The 16,651-nt window shown below is 60.9% G+C and carries 13 protein-coding genes and 3 tRNA genes; 13 read left to right on the top strand and 3 right to left on the bottom strand.

All coding sequences use genetic code 11. The features are described 5' to 3' along the window. Positions 1 to 583 precede the first annotated feature (583 nt). The gene (locus tag PV407_RS07020) at positions 584 to 886 is read right to left on the bottom strand and encodes a hypothetical protein (protein WP_332089187.1); all 303 of its coding nucleotides are present in this window, start codon (positions 884 to 886) and stop codon (positions 584 to 586) included. 581 nt (positions 887 to 1,467) lie between these two features. On the opposite strand from PV407_RS07020, the gene PV407_RS07015 reads away from it, so the two are divergent. From PV407_RS07015 to PV407_RS06975, 9 genes are all read left to right on the top strand, one after another. Next, positions 1,468 to 1,539, top strand: a tRNA-Glu gene (locus tag PV407_RS07015). A gap of 53 nt (positions 1,540 to 1,592) precedes the next feature. Further along, positions 1,593 to 1,665 (top strand) — tRNA-Lys (locus tag PV407_RS07010). A 29-nt stretch (positions 1,666 to 1,694) separates the two neighbouring features. Further along, positions 1,695 to 1,777: transfer RNA gene (locus PV407_RS07005), tRNA-Leu, on the top strand. A 156-nt stretch (positions 1,778 to 1,933) separates the two neighbouring features. Continuing rightward, complete coding sequence (locus PV407_RS07000; protein WP_332089190.1) at positions 1,934 to 3,001, top strand: lactonase family protein; 1,068 nt, start codon at positions 1,934 to 1,936, stop codon at positions 2,999 to 3,001. A gap of 276 nt (positions 3,002 to 3,277) precedes the next feature. Further along, entirely contained in the window at positions 3,278 to 4,768 is a 1,491-nt protein-coding gene (locus PV407_RS06995; protein ID WP_332089186.1) for a sensor histidine kinase, read from the top strand. Beyond that, entirely contained in the window at positions 4,765 to 5,442 is a 678-nt protein-coding gene (locus PV407_RS06990) for a response regulator transcription factor (RefSeq protein WP_332089185.1), read from the top strand. The genes PV407_RS06995 and PV407_RS06990 overlap by 4 nt, the downstream gene beginning before the upstream one ends. 282 nt (positions 5,443 to 5,724) lie before the next feature. Beyond that, entirely contained in the window at positions 5,725 to 6,246 is a 522-nt protein-coding gene (locus PV407_RS06985; protein WP_332089184.1) for a thiol-disulfide oxidoreductase DCC family protein, read from the top strand. Positions 6,247 to 6,262: 16 nt separating this feature from the next. Beyond that, positions 6,263 to 7,186, top strand: a complete 924-nt coding sequence (locus tag PV407_RS06980; protein ID WP_332089183.1) for a DoxX-like family protein — start codon at positions 6,263 to 6,265, stop codon at positions 7,184 to 7,186. A gap of 15 nt (positions 7,187 to 7,201) precedes the next feature. Then, entirely contained in the window at positions 7,202 to 7,882 is a 681-nt protein-coding gene (locus PV407_RS06975; protein WP_332089182.1) for a DUF4166 domain-containing protein, read from the top strand. Between the two features lie 99 nt (positions 7,883 to 7,981). Here PV407_RS06975 and PV407_RS06970 read toward each other — a convergent pair whose 3' ends face one another. Further along, positions 7,982 to 8,326: a hypothetical protein gene (locus PV407_RS06970; protein ID WP_442951633.1), complete on the bottom strand. Its 345-nt coding sequence runs from the start codon at positions 8,324 to 8,326 to the stop codon at positions 7,982 to 7,984. A 400-nt stretch (positions 8,327 to 8,726) separates the two neighbouring features. Beyond that, positions 8,727 to 9,599, bottom strand: coding sequence for an AraC family transcriptional regulator (locus tag PV407_RS06965; RefSeq protein ID WP_332089181.1), 873 nt, complete (start codon positions 9,597 to 9,599; stop codon positions 8,727 to 8,729). A 134-nt stretch (positions 9,600 to 9,733) separates the two neighbouring features. On the opposite strand from PV407_RS06965, the gene PV407_RS06960 reads away from it, so the two are divergent. The 4 genes from PV407_RS06960 (at position 9,734) to PV407_RS06945 (ending at position 16,288) form a co-directional block, all read left to right on the top strand. Next, positions 9,734 to 11,983, top strand: coding sequence for an FAD-dependent oxidoreductase (locus PV407_RS06960; protein ID WP_332089180.1), 2,250 nt, complete (start codon positions 9,734 to 9,736; stop codon positions 11,981 to 11,983). Positions 11,984 to 12,206: 223 nt separating this feature from the next. Further along, entirely contained in the window at positions 12,207 to 12,755 is a 549-nt protein-coding gene (locus tag PV407_RS06955; protein WP_332089179.1) for a DUF1697 domain-containing protein, read from the top strand. Between the two features lie 22 nt (positions 12,756 to 12,777). After that, positions 12,778 to 13,152, top strand: coding sequence for an MmcQ/YjbR family DNA-binding protein (locus tag PV407_RS06950; protein WP_332089178.1), 375 nt, complete (start codon positions 12,778 to 12,780; stop codon positions 13,150 to 13,152). A gap of 649 nt (positions 13,153 to 13,801) precedes the next feature. Next, positions 13,802 to 16,288, top strand: coding sequence for a family 78 glycoside hydrolase catalytic domain (locus tag PV407_RS06945; protein ID WP_332089177.1), 2,487 nt, complete (start codon positions 13,802 to 13,804; stop codon positions 16,286 to 16,288). Positions 16,289 to 16,651: the final 363 nt, after the last annotated feature.

The following is a 16,651-nucleotide window of genomic DNA, read 5'->3' as shown; positions in this document are numbered from 1 at the left end:
GAAAGGGCTGAAAAGTTTGCTTTCTCGTTATCTGGAACTTTGTTAACCTTTTGGAAACGCCTAGTGCGGACCCGCATGCTAGGTGTTGTGAGAGGACGGGGGTTAGCCGCCCCCTCCTACTCGATTATAGGGATGAGACTCGATCGGAGGGGCAGCGGCTAACCGCGTAATGAACCTAAGTACAGTAATAGTAAACTTGAGTGCGCTAATTTGCGGCCTTCCGCCCGTTTGTCTAAAATAATGACCTTGATTTTATAAATAAGGGGTCGAGGTTCACTAATAGTAAAAACGTTTTTCTTATTTGTTCATTTCGGCTACTTTGGATCGAATTAACGAAACGACGTTCGTTATTAGTGAGTTCCAGTTCGCTATGCTTACGTTGGCCTTTGAAGTTGTATTGTTCCCCAATAGTCGGATCAAAACAATACGATTTTTACCAGCAGGTAAAACCTGGTCCTTGTTCCTTCCTCATGCAATGACGGTTGGATTGCTAATAAAGGATGCAGCTGGAACCTTTTCCGGGAGAAGAGGGTGTCGGAGCAGCGCATCAAGTCAATTCGATAGTACCGCTTGGGCCGCTTTATCACGGAGCGATCGTCAAAAACACATAAGCCAACAGCAGCAGCCCAACGATAACGGGCGTGACGGCGAGTCCGACGGCAAAGCCGCCGAGCCAAAGCTTGTTCGGCCCCCGCCTCACGGCGACAGCGATACCGATTCCGACGCAGACGATCGCGGCGGCGGCCATGCGCGTCACAAACTGGATATGGCCTTCGGCGTTGTGGATGGAATACGACCAGCGAACGGGATCTACTCGAATAATCGGCAGCAGCACATACAGGATAACGATGCATGCGGCTGACGTTAATGCCCCTCTGACGAACATTGGACTTCCTCCTTTCTTTCCCCGAATTGGTAAAGCCGTTTTTTCTCGCCAATTGCTTCGCATTCTCCGCATATTCGTCCACGCAGCGGTCCAAAATAGGAAAAAGCATTCAAGCCGGCCGATTCATCTGTCCGTCATTTGCCCGAACACGACGGATAGCCGGTAAGAATAAGGAATATCGTCCTTTTATCGTAATGACGTAATTTTTCATGATGACGGTGGGAACGGCAGCTTTCAAGTTCGGGCTAGCGCATAAACGGCGGGAAAAAGCGGTCCTTTCCGGTCGGAGCCTGGGCCGCCGATTCATGTTCAACAAGGCTTCGACAAGCGGCGGTTGGCACTGAAGCAGGTTCGGCAATACATGCCGAAGCATCCGGTTTCGGCGCAAGCATCCGGATCCATACAATCTCGTCTTCGTCCGGCAGGCGCGTATCCGCTCCGAACGCCTCCCATATGGAAAAGCATACCATACCGGGCGATCGATTTTAAAACGAAAAAACGGCAAAAAGGGCTTGTCAACGTCCCGGATATCGGCTATAATAACACTTGTCGCTTCGAAGGGCGGCATTTACAAGTCAAATGGCCCGTTGGTCAAGGGGTTAAGACACCTCCCTTTCACGGAGGTAACAGGGGTTCGAATCCCCTACGGGTCATTACCTTTATAACGTCGGTCGGGATGAGAACATGTCGAATCTCGGCTTTTTTTGAGCCATTAGCTCAGTTGGTAGAGCACCTGACTTTTAATCAGGGTGTCGTAGGTTCGAGTCCTACATGGCTCATACCGGAGCTGCTCGGCAGTTCCCGGCCTGCGGTCGTGGTGGAATGGCAGACACGCTATCTTGAGGGGGTAGTGGGCGTACGCCCGTGAGAGTTCGAGTCTCTCCGACCGCATCTTATCGGAAAGAGTCCTTGACGCGTTCAAGGGCTCTTTTGTTTTTGCCCGGAGCCGCTTTCCTTCCCCCGGCGAAAAGTGTACAGTAAAAGAAACGAAAACAGAGACAACCATCGTCAAGGAGGAACGGAAACGTGAACCAAAGCAACGGGACTATGCTCGTATTTATCGGATCTTATGCCGAGGCGAAAGATAACGGTGTTTACGTATACCGGATGGATACGGAAACCGGGGCGCTGACGCCGCTGGACCAAGTGGCGGGGCTGCAAAATCCGACTTTCTTAAGTCTCGACGCCGGAAAAAAACGGCTGTACGCGATCGCGGAGCGGCTCGTGGACGGGCAGCGCCAAGGCGCGGCGGTGACGTTCGAAATCGATCCGGCCTCGGGCAAGCTTACGGAAATCGGACGGGTCGGCACCGTCGATACGACGACATGCCATATTCAGCGCGATGCGACCAATCGTTTTTTTGCCGTGGCCAGCTACTCCGGCGGGAAGGTCGGCTTGTCGGCGGCGGGAGAAAACGACACGGTCGGCGAGTTGCTCGACGTTCGCCAGCACGAAGGCGGCAGCGTCCACCCCGAGCGGCAGGACCGGCCGCACCCGCACTCGGTGTTTTTCAGCCCGGACAACCGGTTCGCGTTCGTGCCGGATTTGGGCATGGACCGCATTCGCGGCTACCGTCTCGATCCGGTTGCCGGAAAGCTCGCCTTCCACGGCGATACGGCCGTACAGCCTGGCGCCGGTCCCCGTCACTTGGCGTTCCATCCGAACGGGGCCTATGCGTATGTCATTAACGAGCTCGATTCGACGGTAACGGGCTTTCGTTACGACGCGGACAGCGGGGCCATGCGCACGATTCAGGTCGTATCGACGCTGCCGGAAGGCTTCGCGGGGGAAAACGCCTGCGCGGAAGTGCAAATTTCGCCGGACGGCGGCTTTTTGTACGGCTCGAACCGCGGTCACGATTCGATCGTCGTCTATGCGATCGATCGGGAAACGGGGGCGTTGTCGGTCGTGGAGCACGTGTCCACACGAGGCGGACATCCGCGGCACTTTTCGTTGTCGCCGGAAGGCGACTATTTGCTGGCGGCCAATCGGGATTCGGACAATATCGTCGTATTCCGCGTCGACAGACGTTCCGGCAAGCTGGAATATACCGGTCATACGGTACAGGCGTCCAAGCCGGTGTGCGTAAAAATGGCCCGCTTTCCCGCAAGGTGAGGGTGCGGAAGCATAGCGAGCGGCCTTTCCCGTACGGGAAAAGGCCGTTTGCCGATTCGGACCGTTACGAGGGGCCGAGCGTCGCTCGGTCGTTCGTTCGTATACGCGCCCTTTCCGCCTTACGAATCTTTGGAACCGGTAATGCTTGTCAATGCAGGATGACGCTTGAATCGCGCCGGTGCGCAGGGTATGATTTGGCTATAACTATCGGCCCGTCGGCAACGCTATGGGAAGTTGACCCGCCTGGCGGCATCTTGCCGCGGCGAGCGAAGCAGGATGGCGCTGCGGGACGGCTGCGAGACGGGACCGAAAACGTACGTGCAGGGTGATGACAAGATGCTCGTCTATTTCGCGGCGCTGCTGGCGGCCGCCGTCGTGCTGTATCGGCTGCACCCGGAGCGCGAGGCGAACCGGTGGGCCGCTTTTTTTCTAGTGGCCGCCAGCATCGGCGGTCTTGCCGGTTTTATTCGCGAGGACGCGCTGCCGGCTTTGGAAGCCCGGGGGAACGCGGCGTTTTGGATCGAGCCGCTGCTTCGGATGGCGGCAAGCGTGTTCGAGGTAGCCAACCATACGCTGACGCCGTACGGGGTGCTTCTGTTTTGCATCGCGTATGCCCGGCGCTCGTCGCGGCCTGTCGGGCTGGCCACGAAGCTGCTGCCGCTCGTTCCGGCGGCGGCGACGATCGTTTGGTATGCGGCCGTTCCCGGGCGCGCAAGCTTTTTCCTGCTATTGCTCCTTTGGGCGGCGCCATACTATGCCGCTTCCTGCTGGCTGCTCGTCGCCTCCTATATCCGGGAGCGCAACCCGTGGCGAAAGCGGGAGCGTTTGGCGGTCGCCGTGCTGATCGTCCCGACCTTGATCGCGATAACGGCGTTCATCAACGTGGCCAGCGTATGGGAGCCGGGGTTCCGCTTTTTCGATTACGTCGCGTTTTTCATCGCGTATTCGCTTATTGCCGGGGTGGCGTTCGCGTTCGCTTCCGGCGTGCTCGGGGTGAAGGTGCGGCTCGAGCGGGATCCGCTGGAGAGCGCGGTATCGGCGGTGAGCTCGGGGACGGCGATGCTGAACCATACGATCAAAAACGAAATCGCCAAAATTTCGATGTGCGCGGAAAACGTCAAAAGCTCGCTTCGCCCGCAAGACGCGGAAGCGGCCGAGCAGCTCGAGCTGATCGTCAAGTCGGCCGACCATATGCGGCGGATGGTGTCGCGCATTCACGGCCAAACGCAGCAAATCGTGCTGCGGGAAGAGCCGCACCGCTTGACGGACATTGTCCGGGAAAGCTTGCGCAAGCTGTCGCCGCTGCTTATGCAAGGCGGTATCGCCGTGCATGCCGACTTCGAATGCGATCCGATCGTCCTGTGCGACCGCGTCCATATCGGCGAGGTTGCAGCCAACATTGTCGCCAACGCGGCGGAAGCAATGAGCGGCGGGGGCGAGCTGCTCGTGCGCATCGAATCGACGAAGCGCGGCATTATGCTGACGATTCGCGATAACGGGCCGGGGATGCCGAAAGAACGGCTGGCGCGCGTTTTGGAGCCCTTCTATACGACAAAGGCGGGGCGAAACGGCGGCAATTTCGGTCTCGGGCTCACGTATTGCTATCAGGTGATGCGCCAAAGCGGAGGCTCGATCGAGGTGCTCAGCGAGGAAGGGAAGGGGACGACGGTGAAGCTGCTGTTTGCGGCGAAAAAACGGATCGACTCCGGCGAAGTCCGCCCGCCCGAAGCGGCGGAACCGCGGCGGGAAGGAGGGACGGCGCAATGAATCCGATCAAGCTGTTTCTTGTCGAGGACGACCCGGACTGGGTCAAGGCGATGACCGCTTTTTTGAACAAAGAACCGGACATGCTCGTCGTCGGGGCGGCCGCGAGCCGCGAGGAAGCCGTTCGGATGGCCGGCACGCTCGAATTCGACGTCGCTTTGCTCGACATTTGCCTTACGCCCGGGAAGCTGGACGGCATTTACGCGGCCGCGGAGCTGCTCGACGTGCGCGAGGCGAAGGTGATCATGCTGACGTCGCTCGACGAGGAAACGGTCGTGACGCAAGCTTTTACGGCCGGGGCGGTGCAGTATGTGGCGAAATCCGATTACCGCCTTCTCCCGCAGACGATCCGCGGCGCATTGCGCAAGACGAACCCGATGGAAGCGCTGCTCAAGGAGTTTGCGAGGCTGAAGCGGGAAGAACAACTGAAGGAGCTGACCGGAGCGGAGCGCGAGCTGTTCGAGTTGCTCGAACAAGGGTATACGGGAGCGCAAATCGGCCGGAAGCTGTTCAAGGCGGAAAGCACGCTGAAAAACCAGGTCAACCGGATGCTCAAAAAGCTGCGCGTCAAGAGCAGCAAGGAAGCGGTCGAAAAGGTGCGGCGGAGAGGAATTGTGCCGGAGCCGCCGGACGGCGGCGCCGAAAGCGGAGAGCGTCGGGACGGAGATAAGCGGTAGGCGAGGCGGGTAAGCGGAACCGGATCCGGATCCGCCGGGCGCCGATGCAAGGCGGCGAAGGAGAGGCGAGCATGCCGGTCGGCAGCGGCTCATCGAACGCGTCGGCGTTGGGGGACGTAAGACGCGCCGGCTGCGCCTTCGAAAATGAAATAGGGACGAGTGCGGGGTACTACGGATCATAGTACCCTTTTTGCTTATCGCTCCAAGAAAGTTGGAACTGTAGAAGCGGGGCCGTCCGTCGTACAATGAACGTACGGAGCGGCCGGAAAGGCGGAAGCGGGCATGACCGGACATACAAAGCCACAACCGGAGTACGACATCATTTTGTTCGACGGAAATTGCATGCTGTGCAGCCGGATCGTCCGGTTCGTCATCCATTTCGACCCGAAGAAGCGGTTTCGGTTTGCCGCTCTCGCGTCGGAGGCGGGGCACGACGTATTGGAACGGGCGCTCGCGGGCGGGGGCTCGACGCAGCTGCATGCGCAGCCCGGGCGAAGCCGCTCGAACGGCGATGTCACCGGGGCCGTCGTCCCCGGCACAGAGAGAGATCGTACGGGGGCGGCGCGCCCGGATACGTTCATGCTCGTGCGCGGCAGTCGCATCTACGTCAAATCGCGTGCGGGGCTGGAGGTCGTCCGGCGGCTGCGGGCTCCATGGCCGCTGCTGTACGCGTTGATCGTCATCCCTCGGCCGCTTCGGGACCGGGTATACGATTATATCGCGCGCAACCGGTATCGTTGGTTCGGGCAATACGACTCCTGCATGCTGCCAACCCCGGACAACAAGGAGCGATTCATCGAATAGCGACGGAGGGAACGATATGGGCGTTGGAAAGGCGAAGCCCGTTTATGTGGAGCTTGACATTCGCGCGGATATCGAAGCGCTGTGGGAACGTACGCAGACGCCCGAGCTGCATGAGCGGTGGGATTTGCGCTTTAGCGAAATCCGCTATTTGCCGAGAGAGGCGGGCGGTCCGCAGCGTTTTTTGTACGCTACGCGAATCGGCTTCGGCCTCCGTATCGCCGGAACGGGCGAAACGACGGAAACGGCGAACGGCGCGGAGGGAGTACGCACGTCGGCGCTTCGCTTCGGCTCGGACAGCCGGTTGTCGCTCATTCGCGAGGGCGGGGGATTTTGGCGGTACGTGCCGCATGGGGGAACGGTTACGTTTTTGACCCGCTACGATTACAAAACGCGGTTCGGGCCGTTAGGACGGGCGTTCGACCGGGTCATATTCCGCCCCCTGATCGGGTGGGCGACGGCGTGGAGCTTCGACCGGCTGCGGCTGTGGCTGGAATGCGGCATCCCGCCCGCCGTTTCGTTCGGCCGCTGGTTGTCCCACAAAGGAGGCGCGGTTCTGCTCGCCCTGCTGTGGCTGTACCAGGCCGTCGTGCCGAAGCTGATCGCCCCTTGGGCGGGCGAGCTGGAGCTGATGCGGGCGGCGGGCGCGTTCCCCGGGCGGGAGCGGGAGGCGCTGATCGCGCTCGGGCTGCTCGAAGCGGCGATGGGGCTGCTCGTTGCGTTTCGCGCCGCGGACAAAAAGGTGCATGCGCTGGCATGCGCGGCGCTCGCCGCACTTGCCGTTCCGGCTCTGATCGCGGATCCGAGCCTATGGGCGGCGCCCGTGAGCCCGATTGCGCTTAATGCGGCGATGATCGGACTCCATGGCGCCGTTGCGGCGACGTCGGCCGATCTGCCTTCGGCCCGCAACTGCCGAAGAAAGCCGGCGACGCCGGAACGATAGAGGAGGAGAACGATCATGCCGGCCAAATCCATTTACGAGCGGGCGCTCGGCGCGAGCTTCGCCAAGCTGCATCCGCGAATCCGCGAGCGGTTCGGATTGACGAGCGAAGGCGGAATCGCTTCGATCGGCCGGGGGACGATGGATCGCATCTGGTATGCGAAATGGGCGGCCGTCCCTTTGTATATCGGCACGAAACGGCACATTATGTTTCCGGACGCCGGCAGCCGCGTTCCGTTCACGATCGAAAATTACGCTTATATCGATTCGTTCGGCCGCGAGACGGTAACGTGGGTTCGCAAATTTCGATTTCCCGGCAAAATCCGCAGGTTCGACGCCACGATGATTTACAGCCGATCGCGCGGTACGATCGTCGATTATTTGGGAGACCGCCAGCATTTGGCCGTCGACCTGAACATCGCCCCGGCTCCGAACGGCGGGATACGCATTCGTTCGGGCGAGCAGCGCTTTTACGAAGGCCCGCTGCAATTTCGCTTTCCGCGTCCGCTGACGGGAGTCGCCGACGTCTGCGAATGGTACGACGATGAAGCGCGGGCGTACAAAATCGAGGTGAACGTGACGAACCCGATGTTCGGGCCCGTGTTCGGATACAGCGGGACGTTTCAGGCGGAGTTGATCGATTCGCGCGGGGCGATTCCGGACGACGTGAAGCCGCTGCGGGAAGAGGCGCGCGAGTAAGCGCCGCGGCGCCCGGCGGTGAAAGCGCCGCGATGGCGGCCGGTATTGTAAACGGCCGAAACCATTAACGGCGTTAACGAGCCGGACCGCCGAAACGGCCTATACGGCAAGAAACGCATCCAGCCGCTCTTTTTGCAGCAGATGGTGGCGGTAATGCATCCCGACGAGCAAAAACCATTCCTTGGCGTTCAGCCCGCCGAAGCGGGGGTGCGAAACCGTGTTGGACGGCGGGATTTCATCCAGAACCGGCTCGACCTGGCGCATGCGCAAGACGACTTCCCGCAGCCCTTCCGCGAGCCGCTCCTTGCTCTCCGGCTGGCGCGGCGTATAGGCGTCGGAAGGCGGCACGTGAAGACGTACGGGCGGAAAGCTCCCTGTGGCGAAAATCGTTTCCCCGATTTCGGTTTTGCCGCCCGATCCGGGTTGGCCGCCGTCCCGGCACATCGCGAACCGTCGTCCGTTCCGATTTACGCAAGCTTAACGCCGCTTTCATACCGCGCAAATAAAGAGGGGGCATAATGATAGAGGTTCCAAGCCGGAGGAAAGCAAGCAAGGAGTGATTCTGCTATGGAAACGGTATATGAAAGCCCGGCGTTTGCCCGTTCGAATTGCGTTCGGCCGGGAGGCGGAGCAAGGCAAGGCGCGCAGGGAAGGTTGTGAAGGCTTGTCGTCCGAGAGGCGGCGGGCCGTTTTTGTGTTTTGGCCGATTGTCCGGTATGACGGATTTGGCATTGCGGAAAAACGGTCCCGCCATTCGCGGAAAATGGGCTGCCGCTTGGCGGCAGCGCCGGTTGCTCCGGCGGATAGCCGCGGCTTGCGGGCGCAACGCAAAACGGAAGAGCCGCTACACCCGGTGCCTCTTCCGGTACTCCGAAGGAGCGGCGCCGATGCGGGCGGCGAACAGCCGGCTCAAGTAGTAGCCGGTCGCATAGCCGCAGGCGGAGGCGACCTGCTCCACGGTCATCCGCGTCTCCCGCAGCAGCCGGCACGCCTTCTCCAGCCGCAGGCCGGTCAAATAATCGCCGGGCGTCACGCCGTACGCGGCGCGGAACCGCCGGATCAGCTGCACCGGGCTGAGGCCCAGCTCGCCGGCCAGCTCCTTGACGCCGTACGGCTCGGAGAACCGCTCTTCGAGCCGTCTGGCGGCCCGGTTCATCAGCCGGTCGGAGGAACGGGCGGGGTCCGCCGAATCGCCGCCGCCCGCATGCTCGAGACACCAGGTTTTCCAAATATCGTTCCAATAATGGGCGAACAGCGAAAGCTGTTTATAACCGGTCAAAGCGCCGATCGTCTTCCATTTGTCGTACGTATCGAACAGCCGCAGCCGGTCGCCGGGCGTGAAGCAGACGGGGAACGCGTCTTCGTCTCCGGCTTCGGGCGCATAGGCCGGATACGGTTCGTTCCGGCGGAGCAGGACGAAATGAAACGTCAGCGAGGCGGAGACGATGCGGCGCCGAAACGGAACGCCGGGCGGACACAGCACGAGCGAGCCGCCGCCGGCAACCCCTCGGTTATCGCCGATTTCGTAGGCGAAGGAGCCGTTCTCCACGGCGAACAGGCACCAGGCCGGGTACGTGTCCGACTGGAGCGTAAATTCCCGCTTGTTGTTCCAAAACGTGTACCCTTTCACCTCCCACTCCAGCTCGGCGAGCTGCAGCGTCGGCCGGCCGGCCGACGCATTCGCCGCTTTGCCGCTTCCCCCTCCGATGTCCGGCATGGCCGTACTCCTTCCCGCGAATGAAATAAAAGATACAAAAGATGATCGTATCGTGCATTTTATAGCGAAATGTTACTGGTATGATGAAATTATATATACGATTACTCTATAACTCAACCTAAGGTGGTTTTGCCATGCGCAATGAAACGATTCGTACGGATATAACGGTCGTAGGGGGCGGGCTTGCCGGTGTCTGCGCGGCGATTGCCGCGGCGCGCCTCGGCCGAACGGTGGCGCTCGTGCAAAACCGGCCGGTGCTCGGCGGCAATTCGAGCAGCGAAGTTCGCGTTTGGGTATGCGGCGCTACGGCGCACGGCACGCACCGCTACGCGCGTGAAACGGGCATTATGGGCGAGCTGTTCGTGGAAAATCAGTACCGCAACCCGGACGGCAATCCGTATATATGGGATTTGGTCGTATTGGAGGCGGTTAAGGCGGAGCCGAATATCCGTCTGTTTCTGAACACCGACGTGCACGAGGTGGAGGCATACGGCGACGAGCACGACCGGACGATCGCGTCCGTGACCGGCTGGATGATGGCTTCGGAGCGGCGCATCCGGTTCGAGAGCGACTTTTATCTCGATTGCACGGGAGACGGGCTCGTCGGCTTTTTGGCCGGGGCGAAATACCGGATCGGCCGGGAAGCCCGTCACGAGTACAACGAAGAATGGGCGCCCGATACGGCCGACGACATTACGCTCGGCAGCACCATATTATTTTATACGAAGGATGTCGGGCATCCGGTCAAATACGTGCCGCCGTCATTCGCCAAGGACATTACGCAAACGACGATTCCGATGAAGCGCGTCATCCGCAGCGGCGATTCCGGCTGTCACTATTGGTGGATCGAATGGGGCGGCGAGCTGGACACGGTGCACGATAACGAGAAAATACGCGACGAGCTGTGGTCGGTCATTTACGGCATCTGGGACTATATTAAAAACTCCGGCAAGTTTCAGGCGGACAACATGACGCTGGAATGGGTCGGGGCGCTTCCCGGCAAGCGGGAATACCGCCGGTTCATCGGCGATTACGTGCTGAACCAGAACGACATTCTCGCCCAGCGGCCGTTCGAGGACGGCGTGGCGATCGGCGGCTGGTCGATCGACCTGCATCCGCCGCAAGGGATGTACTCGACCGAGAGCGGCTCGAAGCATCTGCACGTGGACGGCGTCTACCACGTTCCGTTCCGCTCGCTCTACTCCGTCAACGTGCGCAACATGCTGATGGCCGGCCGCGACATCAGCGCCTCGCACGTCGCCTTCGGCACGACGCGCGTCATGGCGACGTGCGCCGTCATCGGCGAAGCGGCCGGCACGGGCGCCGCGCTGTGCGCCGCCAAAGGCGTCACGCCGCGCGAGCTGTACGCCGCGCACCGCGGCGAACTGCTGCAGACGCTGCTGCGTCAGGACGCGTCGATCGTCGGCCTCCGCAACGAGGACGGCCTCGATCTGGCGCGGCAGGCGCGCAGCAGCGCCTCCGGCGCGCTCGCCCGGCTCGCCGTGGAGCGGAGCGGGGAGGGGCGCTGGCAGCTGACGAGCGACGCCGCGCTGCTCTTCCCCGTCGATCCGCGGCTGGACGGCTTCGAGCTGCTGCTCGACGCCGGGGCGGCGGCGACGGTCGAAGTGGAGCTGTGGGATACCGGGCGCAAAGAAAACTACGTGCCGCATACGCTGCGAGCGAAAGCTTCGGCCGAAGTCGGACCGGGCGACGGCCAATGGGTCCGGTTCGACTTGACGTGGACGCCGGACGAGGCGCAAAACGCCTTCGTCATCGTCAAAGCGAACGAGGCCGTCAAGCTGCACCATGCGGACGAACCGCTGTCCGGCGTGCTCATTTTTTTCAACGGCGGGGCGCCTCACGTCTCGTCGAAGCTGGAGCAGCATAAGGCGACGCAGCCGATCGTCCAATGGGGGATGAGGCGCAAAGCCCGGAAGCCGTTCTGCTTCCGCGCGCTCGGCGAATCGGCGGCATACGGACCGGACAAGGCGACGAACGGATATCGCCGCCCTTACGGCGGCCCGCAGCAGTGGATGTCGCCGATGCGGGAAGGGCGGGAGGAATGGCTGCAGCTGGACTGGGACGAAGCCGTGCCGGTGCGGGAAGTGCACCTGACGTTCAACGACGACGTGAACGAAGATTTGATCAACCTGCACCATCATCGGACCCCGTTCGAAATCGTGCCGGAGCTCGTCCGGGACTACCGGATCGAGGTGTGGGACGGCGAGAGCTGGAGGACGCTGCTGCGCGAAACGGACAACCGGAAGCGCAGACGGGTGCACGCGCTGTCCGAGGCGGCGAAGACGGAGCGGCTGCGCGTCGTCGTGGAGGCGACGAACGGCAGCAAGTTTGCGGAAATCGTCGAGGTGCGGGTATACGGGTAACGAACCGAATACGTCCATGGCGGACGGCCGTCGGCAGCGACGGCCGTTTTCGCGTGCGATCGGGCGGCGGTAGCGCCATCGCTGCGTTTTTACGGCAGCGTGCGGATTTCTCTCCCGGCCATGCTTTTAAGCGCCGCGTTGCCGGCAGGGCTGTATTTGCAAGCCGAAATGGACGATAATGGAGATAGGACCGAGTCGAAGAAGGTGCGGGAGGAGGGGGCGGATGAGCCTCGAAACGTACGTCGCGCTGCTGCGCGGAATTAATGTAAACGGACAGAAGCTGATCAAGATGGACCGGCTGAAGGCGATTTTCGAATCGATGCGGGTCGAGCGGGTGCGAACGTACATCCAGAGCGGGAACGTGGTGTTCGCAGGGGCGCCGGAAAGTACGGAACGGTGGCGCAGCGCCATCGAGAGCAAGCTGAAGGAGGAGCTCGGCTACGACGTCGACGTCGTCGTCAGGACGAAGGAGGAGCTGAACGAAACGATCGGGGGCAATCCGTTCGGCGGTGCGGAGGGCGAGACGGAAGGAAGCATATACGTCTCGTTTCTGTCCGCGGAGCCGACGGAAGACGCCGCGAACGTGCTGGCTTCGTGCCAAAGCGATGTCGACGAATACCGGCTGAAGGGGCGCGAGGTGTATGTCCGCTGCCGCGGCCAGTACGGAAAGTCGCTTTTTTCGAACAACTTTCTGGAGAAAAAGCTGGGCGTTGTCGCGACGACGAGAAATTGGCAGACGGTGAACAAGCTGGCCGCCATGGCCGCGGAATAGTTCGAACGGGAGGACGATTGCGATGGGGCATGAAAGACAGATGACGTCGCCGGAGGCGATCGAAGTCGTCGAGCGCGTGCGCCGCATATGCGGCGGCTTGCCGGAAACGGAAGAAATCGTCGACGGGTTCGGCCACACGGTGTTTAAAGTACGGGGTAAAACGTTCATCATGCTGGGCGAAAGCGAGCAATACGGCGTGAATTTGTCGTTCAAGTCGGATCGCGAAAACCAGGAGCTACTCGTTCAGCAGGAAGGCTTTTTCCGGACGCCGTACATCGGCCAGCACGGCTGGGTATCGGTGCGAAATCCGCAAAATTGGGACGCGCTCGAAGATTTGCTCAAGGAAGCGTATTTGCGGGCCGCCCCGAAACGGCTCGTCAAGCAGTACTGGTCCTGATGGCACAGTTCTGCGCAATGCAGGCGCTTGGAGCGCTTCGCTTCGGGCCCATGCGGGGCTGCCGGAGGCGGAATTTCCGCTTCTCCGGCCGTTTTTTTCGCAGGTAAAGAATTTCGCTAAAAGCATTAAAGCGCAGTGCGGCATTCCGTACCGGAAACGGCGCCCGTACCGTGCCTCCGGGTCGATTCGATGGCTTACGAATCTTACGATGCTTATAAGCGGAAAAACGATCGTTTTCTAAGGCTTACGAATCCGTGTATCGTTATCGAGCCGAAACATGGAGAAAACGATCCGATTTGCGGGTAATAACGTTACTAGAGTTCGTTACAATTTCAAACCTCCGTATGTAGCCCCGATAACGATCGTTCGGTTCGTTAGCCGTATGTCCGAAAACCGGAAGAAGCGTGATGAAGTCGAAAGCGGCTGCGGAAGCTTGGTTCCGACGGTCTTTTCTCCTATCAAAGCATTCGGCCGTGATCCGGGCCCCCTTCTCGGGAAAATATGTATAGGATTTCGAAACGGAAAGTGCATGTTTATCGCCGAACATTGATTTTATAATACAAATGAAGACAGGGTTAGGGGGCAAAACGGACAGACGTTAAGCCGGGAAAGTCCCGGAAACAAACGACGAAGCGAAAGGACGATCCGAATGGAAGGAAACGATACGTTCGTCAAGGACGGGCCGGGATCGGCCGAAGCGGGAGCGGCGCACCGATTGGTCCGGCAGCGTCCGGCGCATGAGCGCATCGCTTGGGATCGCGGGACGGCGATCATCTGGCATCCGTCCGAGGTCGAGACGCATTACGAGCAGCCGAAGCAATCGTTTTGCCGGTTTCGTCGCGCGTTCGAGCTGCCCGGGCCGGTCGCACGGGGCGAGCTGCGCATTTTCGCCGATACGCGATACGTGCTGTACGTGAACGGCCGATACGTAGGCCGCGGCCCGTGCCGAAGCGACCCGCGCTGGCAATCTTACGACGTCTGGGACGTCGGTCCGCTGCTCGCGCCCGGGTTGAACGCGATCGCCGTTTTCGTGCTTCATTACGGCTACGGCACGGGTCACTCCGTACATCGGATTCCCGCGCTGCTGGCGGAATGCGCGGTCGAAGGCAAGGACGGGGGCGTCGTGCGGATCGCGAGCGACGGCCGCTGGACATGCAGCTTCCATCCCGCGTACGAACGAAATGCGCCGCGGATCAACGGGTGCCAAGGTCCGATTGAAATCTGCGATGCGCGCCGGGCGGATGCGCTTTGGATACGGCCCGAGTACGACGATAGCGGCTGGGAGCGGGCGAAAGGGCGGAATCGCGAGCTGTCGCCGTTCTGGAATCTCGTCCCGCGCGACATTCCGCTGCTCGAGGAAGGAACGGCCGAGGCGTCCGGCGTTGTCGGGATCGGCGAGCTTGTCGAACGGCCGGAGGCTGTCGAGCGGCTGCACAAGCAGATCATGGCCGAGGAGGAGAGCTTGACCGTCCGCCCCTTGCCTGGAGTACCGGCTGCGAATTACGCGGTGCCGCGGACGGAGAAGGGCAAAGCGACCGTCGTCACCTTCGATTTCGGACGGCTGGAGGTCGGCTGCCTGCAGGTGGAGGCGACCGGTACGGAGGGCGATGTTCTCGACGTCGTCTACGCCGAGGAACTGTGGGAAGGCAAGGCGCTGCTCAACGCGAACAACAACCGTTCCGTCGACCGGTTCGTTCTCGCCGCCGGACGCAACGAGCTGGAGGTCGCTTTCGGCTGGAAGGCGTTCCGTTACGTGCAAATCCGCGTGCGAAACTTCGCGGGGGCGGTTACGTTTCATCGCGTCGGAGTGCGGACGAGGCATTATCCCGTTGCCAAGCCGGCCAGCTTTGCATGCCCGGATCGCGAGCTGGAACGTATATGGGCGATATCGGCCCATACGCTGCGCAGCTGCATGCAGGACGGCTTTCTGGACTCGTCCAGCCGCGAGCAGCAGCAGTGGATGGGGGACGGCCGCGTGCAGGCCGTCTATAATTATTATTATTCCGGCGACAGCCGGCTGCACGCGAAGCTGCTCAAGCAGGTCGGGCAGTCCCAGGACGAATCGGGCATGACGAAGTCCCGCTATCCGGACGGGCATCACAACTACCCGCCGATTCCTTCGTTTTGTCTGCAGTGGATTTGCTCCTTCGACGAATACGCGTTCTACGCCGCCGACAGCAGCCTGGTCGGACCCTGGTGGCCCAATATCGTTCAGGCGCTCCGCTGGTTTACCGCTTATTTGAACGAGGAGGGCGTGCTTGCGGACGTGCCGTACTGGCCGTTCATCGATTGGGGGGAAATGCCGGCGGGCCCGGGTCCCGACGTGACGAGGGGCGGCATCGTCTGCGCGCTGAACCTGCAATATTTGGAGGCGCTGCGCGTCGCCGTCCGTTTCGCGCGCCAGGTGAACGATGCCGAAGCGGCGGACGTCTTCGGCCGTCTGGCCGATCGTCTGGCCGAAGGAATCGAACGGCTGCTGTGGAACGAACAAGCGGGCGCATATGCGGACTGCGTCGTAAACGGGGCGATGAGCGGGAGAGTCAGCGAAATTACGAACTGTCTCGCGCTGCTGCATTTGCACGATCCGGGCGAGCAACGGGCGGAGCGCATCGTCCGGAGCGTGTTTGTCCGGGAGGAGTCGGGCCATCCGGTTTTAAAGGCAAGCCCCTACTTCATGCTGTACGTTTATCGGGCGCTCGAGAAGCACGGCCGCGCCGAGCTCGTGCTGGACATGATTCGCGACAGGTACGGCGCGATGGCAAAAGCCGGCGCTACGACGACATGGGAAAATTGGAGCCTGTTTTACAAAACGGCGCAAGGGGAAGTGCGGTATCAGAGCGCCAGCCATGCCTGGGCGGCCATGCCGATCGTGTTTATGGCGGAGCAAATACTCGGGCTGACTCCGTCGGCTCCCGGCTTCAAGCAGGTGCGCGTTTCCCCGCGGTTGTACGGGATGGACTACGCCGAAGGGACGGTATCGACTCCGGCGGGGAAATATCGAATCGGCGTGCGGAGGCGGGGAGACCGGATCGGCCTGGAACTGGACGTGCCCGAAGGCGCCGAGGCGATCGTCAGGGGGCGGGTCTGCCCCGCCGGCCGGCACGCGCTCGACTGGGACGCGCGGGAAGAAGCTTGAGCAGAGATACTTCGGTTGTCGGCAAACGAGTCGGGCAAAATGGCGCGCGAAACGGATCGCTCGATGATTCGGAAGGCGAAGCGGTTTGGTTTATAATCATGCGTCGCGTCGGCGTATCGTTTGAACGACCGGTCGCTGACGGAACGATGCCGACGAATCGCAGAATCGCTATTTGCGGAAAAAAGGGCTCTCCCGCGGTAACGAACCGAGCCGACCTTATTTCGCGGAAACGGGCGCTATCCGAGGCGCTGCGAGCTTCATAGCGTTGGCGCGGTTCGTTGAATCGGCGCAATGCGAAAAAAACAAGGTTGTCTCGGTTCGTTAGCGGCCCGAGACAACCTTGTTTTTTTCGAAAACATTCGG

The organism is Paenibacillus sp. GYB003 (assembly GCF_036577625.1).
Taxonomy (GTDB): domain Bacteria; phylum Bacillota; class Bacilli; order Paenibacillales; family NBRC-103111; genus Paenibacillus_AB.
The sequence above is the reverse complement of the archived record's forward strand: the minus strand, read 5'-3'. Positions and strand labels throughout refer to the sequence as shown.

Excerpts from the sequence above, each read along its gene's own strand:
- PV407_RS06945 (WP_332089177.1), top strand. The coding sequence starts at position 13,802 with ATGGAAGGAAACGATACGTTCGTCAAGGACGGGCCGGGATCGGCCGAA.
- PV407_RS06950 (WP_332089178.1), top strand. The coding sequence starts at position 12,778 with ATGGGGCATGAAAGACAGATGACGTCGCCGGAGGCGATCGAAGTCGTC.
- PV407_RS06965 (WP_332089181.1), bottom strand. The coding sequence starts at position 9,599 with ATGCCGGACATCGGAGGGGGAAGCGGCAAAGCGGCGAATGCGTCGGCC.
- PV407_RS06960 (WP_332089180.1), top strand. The coding sequence starts at position 9,734 with ATGCGCAATGAAACGATTCGTACGGATATAACGGTCGTAGGGGGCGGG.
- PV407_RS06955 (WP_332089179.1), top strand. The coding sequence starts at position 12,207 with ATGAGCCTCGAAACGTACGTCGCGCTGCTGCGCGGAATTAATGTAAAC.
- PV407_RS06995 (WP_332089186.1), top strand. The coding sequence starts at position 3,278 with ATGGCGCTGCGGGACGGCTGCGAGACGGGACCGAAAACGTACGTGCAG.
- PV407_RS06990 (WP_332089185.1), top strand. The coding sequence starts at position 4,765 with ATGAATCCGATCAAGCTGTTTCTTGTCGAGGACGACCCGGACTGGGTC.
- PV407_RS06975 (WP_332089182.1), top strand. The coding sequence starts at position 7,202 with ATGCCGGCCAAATCCATTTACGAGCGGGCGCTCGGCGCGAGCTTCGCC.
- PV407_RS06980 (WP_332089183.1), top strand. The coding sequence starts at position 6,263 with ATGGGCGTTGGAAAGGCGAAGCCCGTTTATGTGGAGCTTGACATTCGC.
- PV407_RS07020 (WP_332089187.1), bottom strand. The coding sequence starts at position 886 with ATGTTCGTCAGAGGGGCATTAACGTCAGCCGCATGCATCGTTATCCTG.
- PV407_RS06970 (WP_442951633.1), bottom strand. The coding sequence starts at position 8,326 with ATGTGCCGGGACGGCGGCCAACCCGGATCGGGCGGCAAAACCGAAATC.
- PV407_RS06985 (WP_332089184.1), top strand. The coding sequence starts at position 5,725 with ATGACCGGACATACAAAGCCACAACCGGAGTACGACATCATTTTGTTC.
- PV407_RS07000 (WP_332089190.1), top strand. The coding sequence starts at position 1,934 with ATGCTCGTATTTATCGGATCTTATGCCGAGGCGAAAGATAACGGTGTT.